Here is a 12,739-nt window from a genome sequence, read left to right on the forward strand (position 1 = left end):
TTATAGGCATGGGCTTAACTTATTTGAGTGATGGGTGTTGTGGTGATACCTCTGATTTCAGTAAGGCTAAGTACCATGCCTTCCTTGTGTAAAATGGTATAGAGTAACAAGCTAGTTCACTACACTTACCATAAAGAATATGAGGTATTCTATTTCAAATCTATCTGATGATTTTGATGAGGTTATAGCATATAATAATAATTTTTTTGCTGTAAGATTAGGGTGTAAATGGGGATTAGTAAGCAATGAAGGTTGTTTAGTATTACAATGTATCTATGATTGGATTTGGAACATCCAAAATGAAAGAGTAATCATTAGATACAAGGGTAAGAAGTCATATATACCTTTAACACTACTCCCATCTAAATATGATTTCATTTATGGTTTTCAACATGGTTTCTCCATTGTCAAGTTAAAAGAGAAATATGGAGTTATAACAGAAGAGGGGAAAGAAGTATTCCCTTGCATCTATTATAACCTTATGTATTCAGAAGATAGGCTATTTAGAGAGCATATAGACAACAATCATATTGCAAGTAGATGCTATTATGGCAATTACATTGTTGTTGATAAATGGTCACTTACAATAGATAATAATAAGTACTCTCAAATTATTGAACTATCTAATGGCTTCAAAAAAGTATTAGATGTTAAGGGTAAATGGGGTATGCTAGATGTCTACAATAGAGAATTAATACCTTGTCTTTATAATGACATTAAATGCTTAATATATCAGAATATCATTAAAAATGATATAAATCCTTTTCCCAATAGGATCTATTTTGAAGCTTCATTGAATGATGTGTTTTATATCATTAGTTTGGATAATGATATAATCTTTGAGGGAATAGAAAAACCCTATAAATATCTTCATGATTTACTGTTGAAGAAAGCTATTCATGTGTTAGAAGAAGATATATCTGAATATGATTTTGGGTATGAGCCTATTAGTTATTCCCAACAATATAAAATAGTCTCTGAAAATAGTAAATGGGGATATACTAACATGCATGATAATATAATTATTCCTATAAAATATGATAGTGTCAGAAGACCTTCTGATAAATTATTTCCTGTAAAAAATAATGGCAAATGGGGTTTTGTAGATATACAAAATCAAATAGTTATTCCATTCAAATTCAATAATGTATCATTCAATGGGTTTGTTGAAGGGTTAGCTGCTGTACAGATGAAATACAAATGGGGCTTCATCAATACTCAAGGAGAAGTAATTATAGGTTTTCATTATGATTCTGTTACTGATTTCAATATGGGTGTTTGCATGGTCTCTAATAAATGGGGAAGGGAGTATTTAAATAAGGATGGTATTATTATTAAGATGGAAATATATGACAATATATATGAAGATGATAATCAGAAGTCTATCTATGATAGTGAATATTACAATGAAGGTCTTGATATAGATCAACAAGACCAAAAATTCTGGGAAGATATATTATAAATCAAATTATATAACAATGAAAACTAGACTATTTACTTTTATTTTATTAGCAACAATGATGATGTGTTTCTCATCTTGTACTAGTGATGATCCTCTTAGTGATGATGAGGGAACAGGTGGTGGTAACAATCTCAAGACAGGTCAAATACAGATGAAGACTACTCCTAACACTAATAAATTTGTATACTTCACTCTCAATGCAAAGAAAGTTACTATTGATTGGGGAGATGGGCAGGTAGATGAACTAACTCCCAACAATGTAAGTAAAGAATTTAGACATGAGTACACCAATCAGAATCTTCAAGAAATATCTTTAAGTACAGAAGGTATGACTGAATATAATTATAAATCTAATGGTGGAGGACAACTTGCTGAATTAAAGTTGGGTAATTGTCCTGATTTAGAACTCTTCTCTACATATCAGCAATCCCAACTCACAGTATTAGAATTTGGAAACTGTCCCCAATTAAGATCTCTGAGTACATACAATTGCTTAAAATTAAGCCATTTAAATCTAAAAGGATGCTTGTCTCTAAAAATGATAGATTGCTATAATAATAATCTTTCAGAATTAGAACTAGGGGTTTGTTCAAGTTTAGAAAAGTTGATTCTTACCTCTAATCAGTTAACCTCTTTAGAATTAAAAAACTGTCAATCTTTAAAAAATATAGAATGTTATGGTAATGACCTCTCAGAATTAGAATTAAATAAGCTATTCAATAGCTTACCTAAAGTAAATGGATGGATTAATTGTTTGGAAAATCCTGGCTGGAAAATATGTGATAAGTCAATAGCTGAAAAGAAAGGTTGGACTGTTTATAATTGATCTGAGATAGTATTATCAAAGGGATGGAACCAATCATCCCTTCTATTTTTACAATTAGAAATGACAAACTATGAACACATCTACTTACCTTATAATCTACTTATCTATTTGTGCTTTAGCTGTAATAGCTATTCCTGCTGTAAGGAATCAATGGAAAGATTTTATTAAATCAATACCTCAGAATTATAGGGTTATTGAAAAGGGTAGTTACAATAAGATGATAAAAGTTTTTCTTTTTATTATCTTTCCATTTGTAATGATTCTATTCTTTATATTAACTCCACTGCTTTTACCTTTATTAATCAAATATAATAGGCACACTAGAAATATTGACAAGAAAACATTTAATAAAGAGGAGGTTAAGGATAATAATCTATACTTCTGGAAGACAAATGGTGTAGGAAATATCCAATGTTTAGACTGTAACTATCAGGAAAAAATAGTATCATTTATTCATGGATTTGATAGTTCATCTACTGGTTTACAATGCCAGTCATGTGGGAAGTTCCATGCTTTAAATGATTGGAGTAGATGTATAGATAACAATGAACCAATTTATTGTGAATGTGGAGGAATTTTAGAAAGAGAAGAACCTATCTTTTGTTCTAAGTGTACATCAAAAAATATTAAATACAGAACTCATTTTATGACTTAAATATGTGAAAGATGAAGAAAATTGAAAGTATCACTAAAGCAGATAGAACTATTGTTCAAGTTGGTTTTAATGATGATATTAGAATGGATATGCAGGAGAAGATAAAGCAGCTATACAGGTTCATTTCTCCTGCTAAAGACTTCTCTTTATACTATCCATTTGAGATAGACCAATTAGAGGATTGGAAAACCATCTTAGATTGGGAATCAATATCATCTAATAGACAAGTAAAATGGTCTGCTGAAATGATTAAAAAGTATCAAGATAAGTGGTATTGGTTTAGTCTTTGGAGTAATCAATCTATCCTTTGTTGGGATGCTGAACTATTAGAAGAATTTAAAAATAAAGTAGTATGGGATTTTATTTTAAGTACCTCAATAGATTGGACTAAAGAACTACATGAGAAGTTTGAAAAGTATTTACCTTCTCATTGTAACTTTGATAGTATAAAGAAAAATTCTACTGATAATAGAGAAAGATTTATTAAAGATAGTGGAGTGTATAACCTTTCAGCAGTCTTTAATGAGTTATATTTATATGCTAAACCAATAGATGATAAAGAAGGAATATTCATCTTACATGATGCTATTGAAGAGTATTTGAATAGTAAGATAAGTGAGAATTTAATTAAATAATTATTAACAATTACAACCTGTGTAAGTCACTGTGTAAACCTAAATTGATAAAGGAAATAAATCAAGTGTAACTAATTGATTACTAATGAATATAAGTTGGTAGAGCAAAGGACTGAAAATCCTTGTGTCCCTAGTTCGATTCTTGGTGGCACCACTTTAAAAAGTTTTAGATTAAAGAGTTACATGAAAATGTAACTCTTTTTTTTATCTAAAAAAAAACAGATGTTGTTGGTGGGGAGATAATCTGTATAAACTATAAGTGTTACAATAAATGATGTAATTTGTTGCAAGTATCACTATCTTTGCGCTAATATATTATTACTAATATTATGAAATATAAAGCTCTAATACTATTTTTTATGTGCATCTCTTTAGGGATGATCTCTTTTAATTGTAATGGAGATGCTACATGCCAAGATGGAATAAACCTGCTGCCTATGTATGGAAGAGTTCAAAAGTGTAAGGAGCAATTGGATAGTGATTCCGAATTCTTAAAAGAGTCTGATCAAAAAGAGCCAAATAGAGCTAAAGCTGCTATAGATATAATGAATACGGGTTGGTATTATTTACATCAAGGAGATTACGATACAGCAATGAAAAGAATAAATCAAGCATGGCTTCTTGATAGTACAAATATTGCTGTTTATTCATCATATGTTGTTATTCTGGATTTAACCAGCAAAACAGATGAGGCTATAAAAATGTTAGACCTTACTTGTGACAAAATAAATACTAGGGTAGATCCGGATAGTCCTACTCAAATGAATCCAAGTAATCAGATGTTTGCAGAGTTTATAGTGGGAAATACTTTTTTTACATATAAAAAAATGCATAATACAAACTTAGCTCAGTACTTATATGCAAAACTTGATATGTTGAATATACCCCAATCAAATAAAGAGGCATTAAAAAATCAATTAAGAACAGATATTCCAGAGATAAATTGAGGATATATACCGCTCTTCTTTAAATTGTAGGTATATGTTCTAGCAACATTATTTTTCCGTTTTTATCGTAATAAGTACAAAGCATTTGAGCTATATCAACTGTCCATCTTTGAACCCCGGCAGCTGCTGAGTGCTTGCAAAAGGTCATGTAGTTGGTCTGTCCTTGCTGATGTATTGCTAAGGCGTGCTTGAGTCTTTCGATGTCACCGTTTTCAGCAATTAATAGTGTAGCGTGTTTAGCATCGGAGGCAATGTGAAAATTATCTTTGCCATGATAATCGGCGTGTCCGTCATTCACGTAAATACTATAGCTGATAATTCCCACTTCTGTTAATTCTTGAATGTAACGGGGGAAATCTGCTCCGCTTTTTACTCTTGAATGGATTTCTTCTATCTCATGAAGTGTGAACATAATCTTATAATTTATATATTATAACTAATTCGATATATTCAATTATAACAATTTATTAGAGAGCTTTGTTCTAGGAGGTTAAGGGATGTTTTTTTTGAGTTGTAGAGATATACAAATTAATATTTGCATAGTATATTGTTTAGGCTTTCTCAGTCTCGTTGTTTGTGGTGAAGTCTGTCGAAGGATTTTCCTCAGGGCTTTCCTCTAGTGCGGGAAGTTCTGATTCTTTTTCTTTAAGAATAAGTATTTCTTTTAAGAATTCTTTATCCATATTTATTTTATCCAAAGCTTCCTCGGCAGCTCTTTGTTGTGACTCTTTCTTCGAATAACCCCGTCCGGTTCCCGATTCAAAATCGTAAATATCAACAGCGGTATAAAATATTGGATTATTGTTATCGTCAGTAAATGATTCTATGAGTCTGAACTCTACAGGTATTTTATTTTTCTGGCTCCATTCGATAAGACGTGATTTGAAGTTGACTTCTTGTTGAGCCACAGTCTCAATATTAAGATGTTCTACGATGAGTCGTTCGTGTACAAACTTTTTAGCAATTCTATATCCCTGATCAAGGTAGATTGCTCCAATTAAAGCTTCTAAAGCATTGCCATACATGTGTGTCTTGTGGTTGCCTGTTTTAGCTGAGGATTTTATGAGGCGATCAAGTCCTAAATTGAGCGCAAGCTTATTCAGGGTTTCGCGTTGTACAATCTTCGATCTCATATTGGTAAGGAAACCTTCTTTCTTGTACTCGAATTCCTTAAATACAATATCTGCTACTATCGCATCCAAAATAGCGTCTCCCAGAAACTCCAGGCGCTCATTGTTAATCCATCTGCCGTCTTTAAGCTTGATAGATGAGGATTTGTGCAACAGAGCTTGTTCGTACAACATTATATTGTACGGATAGAAATTTAGTATCTTGTAAAACGAAACATAAGGCTCTCTCCCTCTTTTGGGAAAAAGCCTTATAGTTCGATATAGTTTTTTAAGCACTTATTTATACTTACTTATTAAACTTCTTTACGATTACACATGCATTGTGTCCACCAAATCCAAATGTATTCGATAAGGCAGCTCTAACTTCTCTTTTTTGAGCTTTGTTGAATGTTAGATTCAATTTATAATCAATTTCGCTATCCTCATCTCCTTCAGTGAAGTTGATTGTTGGAGGAACAATGTCGTTTTGTACAGAAAGTACGCAAAACAGAGATTCCATTGCTCCGGCGGCACCTAAAAGATGTCCGGTCATTGATTTAGTTGAACTGATATTCAAATTGTAAGCAGAGTCTCCGAATACTTCCTTGATAGCTTTGATTTCCGAAGGATCACCTACCGGAGTAGATGTTCCGTGAACGTTGACATAATCAACTTCTTCGGCTGTCATGTTAGCATCCTCAAGGGCAGCTTTCATTACTATCTTAGCTCCAAGTCCTTCAGGGTGAGAAGATGTTAAGTGATATGCATCAGCAGACATTCCACCACCAACAACTTCGGCATATATTTTAGCTCCTCGAGCTAATGCATGTTCTAACTCTTCAAAAATAAGACAAGCTGCTCCTTCACCCATAACAAAACCATCACGAGACGCACTGAACGGGCGTGATGCTGTTTCCGGAGAATCGTTTCTTGTCGACAGGGCAGTCATTGCATTAAATCCGCCTATAGCCGATTCGCAAATAGAGGCTTCAGCTCCACCAACTACCATTACACTTGCTTTGCCCAGACGAATCAGGTCAAAAGAACAAATTGCACTATGGGTCGATGATGCACAAGCAGAAACTGTTCCGAAGTTAGGTCCGCGAAGACCGTGTCTCATCGAAATGTGACCGGATGCAATATCAGCAATCATCTTGGGGATAAAAAACGGATTGAACTTGGGTCCCATTTCCTTATTTTGGAAATAGTATCCAACTTCTTCTTCAAACGTTTTTATACCTCCGATTCCGGCAGATACTATTACACCTATTTTATCACAATCTTCAGTTTCGAACTTAATTCCGGAATCAGCAATTGCTTCTTCCGATGCAGCTATAGCCAACTGCGTATATCTGTCGCACTTGCGTGCTTCTTTTCTGTCAAGATATTTAGCTACGTCAAAATCTTTCACTTCACAGGCGAACTGTGTTTTGAATTTCGACGCATCAAATTGAGTAATGGGCCCAGCTCCACTAACTCCGTTGATTGCACTATTCCATGTGGATTGCACATCGTTACCCAACGGTGTTACTGCACCTAAACCCGTTACTACTACTCTTTTTAATTCCATAAATTATTTGTGGAAATTTTTATTTTGCGTTAGCTTCAATATAAGAAACTGCGTCTCCTACTGTAGAAATTTTTTCAGCTTGATCATCTGGAATAGAAATACCGAATTCTTTTTCAAATTCCATGATAAGTTCTACTGTATCAAGTGAGTCAGCTCCTAGATCGTTTGTAAAACTAGCAGCATTTGTAACTTCTGTTTCTTCAACACCTAATTTATCAACGATAATTGCTTTAACTCTTGATGCTACGTCAGACATAACTTTTTGATTTTAATGAATAATTAAATTTTATTTCTAATTTTGTCGATGCAAAGTAAGCGTATTTTATTAATACGAAACAAATATTTTAAGGAGAAAATTCGTTAAAACTGCACATTTATTGTTTTTGTGTGCAAAATCATATAAAACCTGTTTATGATCAATATAGCTATCTTCGCTTCCGGATCAGGCTCTAATGCTGAGAATATTACCAATTATTTTAAAGAAAGAGAGGACGTCTCTATAAAGCTTATTGTATCGAATAAGAAGGATGCTTATGTACATGAGAGAGCGGAAAAATTAGGAATAGAATCGGTAACTTTTTCTAAAAATAGTTTCGAAAATACAAATGAAGTTCTTGATTGTTTAAAAAGTAAACAGATAGATTTTATAGTTTTGGCCGGTTTTTTACTAAAAGTACCTCAAAATATAATAGATGCATATTCTCAGAGAATAATAAATATTCATCCGGCGTTACTACCCAAATTTGGAGGAAAAGGTATGTATGGTGACAATGTTCATAAAGCTGTAGTGGCTGCCGAAGAGGTAGAATCAGGTATAACCATACATTATATTAATGAGAACTACGATGAGGGAAACATTATCTATCAGGCAAAATGTGATGTTTTACCTACAGATACGTATGAAGATGTTGCCGAAAAGGTGCACAAATTAGAATACCTTCATTTCCCGGAAGTTATAGATAAGGTATTAAATCATACAATTAAATAAGAAGTAGAGAAGAGCAGGTCTTTTCTTTTCGAGTATAAAAAATGGCGAGAAAGGTAGCTTCTCGCCATTTTTAGAGTATATCTATAATCTTTTTAATTATCATATTTTACTTCATACCACACTTCTCCGTTAGGATTGCCTGATACTGTATTTCTGGTACGGACTTCTTTCGAAATAATCTCTTTTTTCCTTAATCGGTTTACTTCCACTCTGTCAACTTCCTTGCCATTTATATAGTAGGTGGGTTCATTTCCAAATGGCGATTCCTCTTCTTCGATGATAGTCTGGTTCTTTTTGGGAGTGGCTTCAGATGAGCTGTCGGTATTATAAGATGGATTTGTAGCAGGCTTTTTTCTTAATGTCGACCGACCCGCCCCACCTGATAGGCGAGATGACATAGAACCGGCACTTGTCGTTTGTGATTGTTCTTTCCGCAGGTCTTCCAATAGAGCTTCTACTGCTAATGCTGCTTCTTCCATTGTTTTGAATTGACTAGGCTTAACCTTTTTGTCAAAAACAGAAGACTTCTTGGCGGTTGATTTAGCCGGAGCGGTATTTTTTGTATTTGTTTCCGCCAATTTTGTCTCCGGTTGCGGTAACTCTTCTCTTTGTTGTGTTATAATAGGAGAGTTTTTTATTGTTCTTGTTTCGCTTCCTGTTTCTGTACTCACTCTTTCACTCGCTCTGGTGTCTGTGATGGCTTCTGTTGGTCTGAGAGCCTCTTTTCTTATGATGCCGGATGAAGTTGAAGCTCTGTTTGTAGCAGGTGCTTGAGATTCATTAGAAGATACAGTCTGCGGGTTATTGATTGGTTTTTCAATCGGAGTACTTTTAGCTTTAGGACTCTCTTCTTTTTTCGAATGTTGTTTTTCACTTTCCTGTGATTTAACATTTTCTGAAGCCGAAGATGTTTTGCCGGTAGTGGTTACAGGCGTTTCTTCTTGCGATTTTGATGATTGATTCTCCTGTGTTTGATATACGACCAATCCATCATCGTCTATATAAAAGTTGTTGAGAGTTTTAAACTGATTTTCAAGACGTTTTTTCTCATTCTCGTCAATTTTAGTACTGCGAGAATTCGAATTGTTGCTTTGAGCAAATACATAAGATGCTATAGCAAGCAGAACTATGGTTATTGAGAGTTTCATCTTTTTTTCATTTCTGTTAAAAAAATAGCTATACATTCCGACCTTTTTTAAGGTATTCTTAAGTAAGTGCGTTTCGTAAAACTATACGTTTCAGTTATCTTGGAACCTGCAAATTTAACACAAATCTTTGACATAAAAAATATAATTTTGTTAACTCTGTGACAGTGTGTCAATTTCGTCTCTGTTTATGCCATACTTGGGTTGAATTGATTATGTTCTGCCACAATATGTATGCTCCCGGTCCAATAGATGAAATAGGATTCAGATAAGTCTGAGCCATCCATATAGAGAGTATTGTATTTTTCTGCCCTAGGCCTTGTCCTCCTGCAACAGTGTCGCTGTAGTATCTTCCCAATCGCCTTCCGGTGTAAAATTGAATACAGCAGATGAATAGAGTTAAGCCGAAGATTGCTAGTGCTGTAGAGAAGTGAGCACGACCCTCCAATAGTAAAAAGTCTACACTGCGTGCTGTTACTATCATAAGAGCCAGATTCCATAGATAAAACGAATATGATTGCGAGTTTCTTATTTTATTCTGAACTTTTGGCAGAAACCTGCCTAAAAGTATGGCTAGGAAAAAGGGTAGTAGAAGCAAAATGAAGACTCGTTGAGTGATGCTCTGCAACTCTTCCCAAAAAGAGAAACCCGAGTGATCACCTATAATTGTAAACATAAGAGGTGCTACTAGTGCAACTGTTAAATTGCTGAGAAGACTAAATGCCGTTAAGCTGGCGGTATTGCCTCCTAACATTCCTGTAATAACAACAGCCGAAGTCGCTGTGGGAGCCAAAATACAGATCATTACGCTTTGTGCAATAATAGGGTCGATGCCCCGGATTGCTACATAAGCAGCAATACTGCCGACTAATTGGATTGCCAACAGCCAGAAATGAAGCATCGTAAACCGAACAGCTCGAAGTGAAATATTAGTATAGGTGATGAGTAACATAAAAAAGATCAGGTAGGGTGTTATGAATGCCAGCTGTGCCAGATAGGAATAAAATAATGTCCCTACAATCATAGATACAGGCATCATGTACGATTTGATCTTTTTGATATTCATCTCTGTGCTTTATTTAGCTGCAAAGATATGCTTTTTCGGCCAACAGCTTTCAGTCAGCAGTTAACAAATCTGCCCGGCTGATAACTGTTGGCTGATAATTACTTGTATGAAAACCATTTAATAAGTTCTTTTATACTAGGTTTCTTTCCATACATAAGAATCCCGACCCTGTAAATCTTAGCAGCAAACTTAACTGTGAAGAAAACGCTTGTATATAATATAACTATAGATAGTATTTTTTCCCAAAGTGGAATCTCAAAAGGAATTCGTACCATCATAACAATAGGCGAGGTCAGCGGAATCATCGAGCACCAGAAAGCAAGAGGTCCATCGGGATTCTGAAGGCTGTATATGCCCACGTAAAACGAGAATATAAAGATAAGAGTTACAGGCATTACAAACTGCTGGGTATCCTGTGCATTATCTACAGCAGCACCGAACATGGCAAACAGCGAAGCATAGATAAGGTATCCTCCGATAAACAGGAGTAAGAAGGATATAATAATCTCTGCCCAATTGATAGAAAATAACATTTCTATACCGGCTAATTGAGAAGATAATCCGCCCATATCAGCTTCTGCAAAAAGAGTACTTTTAGCACCCAGAATAATAGCTAAGATACCAAACCAAATACAGAGTTGAGTAATACCTGTTAAACCGATACCTATAATTTTCCCCATCATAAGATCGAAAGGTTTGACCGATGAAATCATAACTTCTACAATTCTGTTGCTTTTCTCTTCTACCACACCCTGCATTACCATAGTGCCATACATGAGTATAAACATATACATGATGAAGGTAAAGATTCCTCCTACTCCTGCGGCTATAGAGGAGGATGTTTCTTTTTCCGAGCCGTCATCACTCCATCTTTTTGTGGTAACTTTTATATTGCCGGAAGTTTCGATAACTTGCCGAATATCAACTATGATCTTTGTATCAATATTTGCCTCTTGAGCCAACAGGTTTATTTTGTCCGATTTTATAACCTCCGACAGAGTATTGTTTATATACCCTTGTAAATCGAGAGGTATTTGTTTTTCGGATACAAATGTAGCTGCTGTGGGGTTTTCTGCTAAGTCTCCCGTAATTTGGAGTATGCCGAAAATGTCTTTTCCTACTTCTGATTTTAGATGATTGTTTTGTTCTTTACCTGCTATTTCGAACGCATAATGTTCCGAAGATTTCAGATGAGAGGCGTATTTCCCTGTATTATCGATTACCGAAATTCGTTTTATTCCCGAATCCTGTATATCTGAAAGTAATAGGGGAACGGCTATTATTGCTACCATCAGAACAGGCATTAATAGGGTGAGAACCACGAATGATCTTTTCTTGATCCGCGACAGATATTCTCGTTTTATAATAAGGTTTAATGCATTCATAGGTTTGTGACTGTTTGGATGAATATTTCGTTCATAGATGGTAATTCTTCCTCAAAAGAAAGAACTTCGTATCTATCGGTAATTTCTCTTAGTATTTGTGAGTTGGACGAATCCCCTAGTTTCTTTATTTTTACTTTAGTGGTCTCAATATTCGATTCTTTTGATTCCAACGAAAATAAGGCGGAGGAGAAATCGAAACCATTACCATTTACAATTACGGTAAAAACATGTTTCTTGTACTTGTTGCGTATTTCCTTTACATTACCTTGAAGTACTACCTGCGATTTATTGATGAGGGTGATTTCATCGCAAAGTTCCTCAACCGATTCCATGTTGTGAGTCGAAAGGATAATTGTTTTTCCTTTTTCCTTTAGTTCAAGAATCTCTTTCTTCAAAAGTTCCGCATTCACCGGATCAAACCCGCTGAATGGTTCGTCCAGAATTAACAATTCGGGGTCATGTATAACGGTAGTTATAAATTGTATTTTTTGTTGCATACCTTTTGATAACTCTTCTATCTTTTTGTCTTTCCATGAAGTGATATCGAATTTTTCAAACCATTCGTCTATCCTTCGGTTGGCTTCCTTTTTTTTCAGTCCCTTTAGCTCTGCCAGAAATAAAGCATGTTCCTTTACTTTCATTTTTTTGTAAAGTCCTCTTTCTTCGGGCAAATAGCCGATGTTGTAAATGTCGGATTGAGAGGAGGGACGACCGTTTAGAAATACTTCGCCACTATCGGGAGCTGTGATTCGATTGATAATTCGTATCAATGTAGTTTTGCCTGCTCCATTGGGACCAAGCAGACCGTAAATTTTCCCTTGTGGAACTTTTATGCTCACATCATTAAGAGCCCTATGACCTGCATATTGCTTTATTACGTTTCTGGCTTCAAGATATATCATATTTATCTAGGTGTTGTTTCTTTATAATTAGTAGCTGATAGGGTAATGA

General features: G+C 34.8%; 14 protein-coding genes and 1 tRNA gene. 7 read left to right on the top strand and 8 right to left on the bottom strand.

Annotated elements, in window-relative coordinates:
- The first annotated feature begins 139 nt into the window (after positions 1-139).
- The 6 genes from CLV62_RS04050 (at position 140) to CLV62_RS04075 (ending at position 4,525) form a co-directional block, all read left to right on the top strand.
- Positions 140-1,462, top strand: a complete 1,323-nt coding sequence (locus CLV62_RS04050) for a WG repeat-containing protein (protein ID WP_110309516.1) — start codon at positions 140-142, stop codon at positions 1,460-1,462.
- Between the two features lie 16 nt (positions 1,463-1,478).
- Positions 1,479-2,288 (top strand): leucine-rich repeat domain-containing protein, encoded by an 810-nt coding sequence (locus tag CLV62_RS04055; RefSeq protein WP_110309517.1) that lies wholly within the window; start codon positions 1,479-1,481, stop codon positions 2,286-2,288.
- A 70-nt stretch (positions 2,289-2,358) separates the two neighbouring features.
- Positions 2,359-2,943, top strand: a complete 585-nt coding sequence (locus CLV62_RS04060; protein ID WP_110309518.1) for a hypothetical protein — start codon at positions 2,359-2,361, stop codon at positions 2,941-2,943.
- An 11-nt stretch (positions 2,944-2,954) separates the two neighbouring features.
- Positions 2,955-3,578 carry a hypothetical protein gene (locus tag CLV62_RS04065; RefSeq protein WP_110309519.1) on the top strand — a complete coding sequence of 208 codons (624 nt, stop codon included), beginning with the start codon at positions 2,955-2,957 and terminating at the stop codon, positions 3,576-3,578.
- A 91-nt stretch (positions 3,579-3,669) separates the two neighbouring features.
- Positions 3,670-3,732, top strand: a tRNA-Ser gene (locus CLV62_RS04070).
- A gap of 175 nt (positions 3,733-3,907) precedes the next feature.
- A complete protein-coding gene (locus CLV62_RS04075) occupies positions 3,908-4,525 on the top strand; it encodes a tetratricopeptide repeat protein (RefSeq protein ID WP_146212696.1) in 618 nt (205 codons plus the stop codon).
- 19 nt (positions 4,526-4,544) lie between these two features.
- Here CLV62_RS04075 and CLV62_RS04080 read toward each other — a convergent pair whose 3' ends face one another.
- The 4 genes from CLV62_RS04080 to CLV62_RS04095 all read right to left on the bottom strand — a co-directional run bounded on the left by CLV62_RS04080 (position 4,545) and on the right by CLV62_RS04095 (position 7,460).
- A complete protein-coding gene (locus tag CLV62_RS04080) occupies positions 4,545-4,937 on the bottom strand; it encodes a DUF1398 domain-containing protein (RefSeq protein WP_110309521.1) in 393 nt (130 codons plus the stop codon).
- Positions 4,938-5,076: 139 nt separating this feature from the next.
- Entirely contained in the window at positions 5,077-5,931 is an 855-nt protein-coding gene (gene rnc, locus CLV62_RS04085) for a ribonuclease III (RefSeq protein WP_110309522.1), read from the bottom strand.
- A 10-nt stretch (positions 5,932-5,941) separates the two neighbouring features.
- On the bottom strand, positions 5,942-7,204 hold the full coding sequence (fabF, locus tag CLV62_RS04090; RefSeq protein ID WP_110309523.1) for a beta-ketoacyl-ACP synthase II: 1,263 nt from the start codon (positions 7,202-7,204) through the stop codon (positions 5,942-5,944).
- A gap of 19 nt (positions 7,205-7,223) precedes the next feature.
- Positions 7,224-7,460, bottom strand: a complete 237-nt coding sequence (locus CLV62_RS04095; RefSeq protein ID WP_050710464.1) for an acyl carrier protein — start codon at positions 7,458-7,460, stop codon at positions 7,224-7,226.
- Between the two features lie 156 nt (positions 7,461-7,616).
- Here CLV62_RS04095 and purN point away from each other — a divergent pair, with 156 nt between their 5' ends.
- The gene (purN, locus tag CLV62_RS04100; protein WP_110309524.1) at positions 7,617-8,192 is read left to right on the top strand and encodes a phosphoribosylglycinamide formyltransferase; all 576 of its coding nucleotides are present in this window, start codon (positions 7,617-7,619) and stop codon (positions 8,190-8,192) included.
- Positions 8,193-8,284: 92 nt separating this feature from the next.
- On the opposite strand, the gene CLV62_RS04105 is transcribed toward purN, so the two are convergent.
- The 4 genes from CLV62_RS04105 to CLV62_RS04120 form a co-directional block, all read right to left on the bottom strand.
- Positions 8,285-9,340, bottom strand: coding sequence for a hypothetical protein (locus CLV62_RS04105; RefSeq protein ID WP_146212697.1), 1,056 nt, complete (start codon positions 9,338-9,340; stop codon positions 8,285-8,287).
- A 169-nt stretch (positions 9,341-9,509) separates the two neighbouring features.
- Positions 9,510-10,403, bottom strand: coding sequence for a bile acid:sodium symporter (locus CLV62_RS04110; RefSeq protein ID WP_110309526.1), 894 nt, complete (start codon positions 10,401-10,403; stop codon positions 9,510-9,512).
- A gap of 98 nt (positions 10,404-10,501) precedes the next feature.
- A complete protein-coding gene (locus tag CLV62_RS04115; protein WP_110309527.1) occupies positions 10,502-11,788 on the bottom strand; it encodes an ABC transporter permease in 1,287 nt (428 codons plus the stop codon).
- Positions 11,785-12,690: an ABC transporter ATP-binding protein gene (locus tag CLV62_RS04120; protein WP_110309528.1), complete on the bottom strand. Its 906-nt coding sequence runs from the start codon at positions 12,688-12,690 to the stop codon at positions 11,785-11,787. The genes CLV62_RS04115 and CLV62_RS04120 overlap by 4 nt, the downstream gene beginning before the upstream one ends.
- Between the last annotated feature and the right edge of the window lie 49 nt (positions 12,691-12,739).

It is taken from the genome of Indolivaga alginatilytica (genome assembly GCF_003201355.1).
GTDB lineage: Bacteria > Bacteroidota > Bacteroidia > Bacteroidales > Dysgonomonadaceae > Dysgonomonas_A > Dysgonomonas_A alginatilytica.

Coding starts and splice junctions, on each gene's coding strand:
- CLV62_RS04065 (WP_110309519.1), top strand. CDS start 2,955: ATGAAGAAAATTGAAAGTATCACTAAAGCAGATAGAACTATTGTTCAA.
- CLV62_RS04055 (WP_110309517.1), top strand. CDS start 1,479: ATGAAAACTAGACTATTTACTTTTATTTTATTAGCAACAATGATGATG.
- CLV62_RS04115 (WP_110309527.1), bottom strand. CDS start 11,788: ATGAATGCATTAAACCTTATTATAAAACGAGAATATCTGTCGCGGATC.
- purN (WP_110309524.1), top strand. CDS start 7,617: ATGATCAATATAGCTATCTTCGCTTCCGGATCAGGCTCTAATGCTGAG.
- CLV62_RS04120 (WP_110309528.1), bottom strand. CDS start 12,690: ATGATATATCTTGAAGCCAGAAACGTAATAAAGCAATATGCAGGTCAT.
- CLV62_RS04095 (WP_050710464.1), bottom strand. CDS start 7,460: ATGTCTGACGTAGCATCAAGAGTTAAAGCAATTATCGTTGATAAATTA.
- CLV62_RS04110 (WP_110309526.1), bottom strand. CDS start 10,403: ATGAATATCAAAAAGATCAAATCGTACATGATGCCTGTATCTATGATT.
- CLV62_RS04060 (WP_110309518.1), top strand. CDS start 2,359: ATGAACACATCTACTTACCTTATAATCTACTTATCTATTTGTGCTTTA.
- CLV62_RS04105 (WP_146212697.1), bottom strand. CDS start 9,340: ATGAAACTCTCAATAACCATAGTTCTGCTTGCTATAGCATCTTATGTA.
- CLV62_RS04075 (WP_146212696.1), top strand. CDS start 3,908: ATGAAATATAAAGCTCTAATACTATTTTTTATGTGCATCTCTTTAGGG.
- CLV62_RS04080 (WP_110309521.1), bottom strand. CDS start 4,937: ATGTTCACACTTCATGAGATAGAAGAAATCCATTCAAGAGTAAAAAGC.
- CLV62_RS04050 (WP_110309516.1), top strand. CDS start 140: ATGAGGTATTCTATTTCAAATCTATCTGATGATTTTGATGAGGTTATA.
- fabF (WP_110309523.1), bottom strand. CDS start 7,204: ATGGAATTAAAAAGAGTAGTAGTAACGGGTTTAGGTGCAGTAACACCG.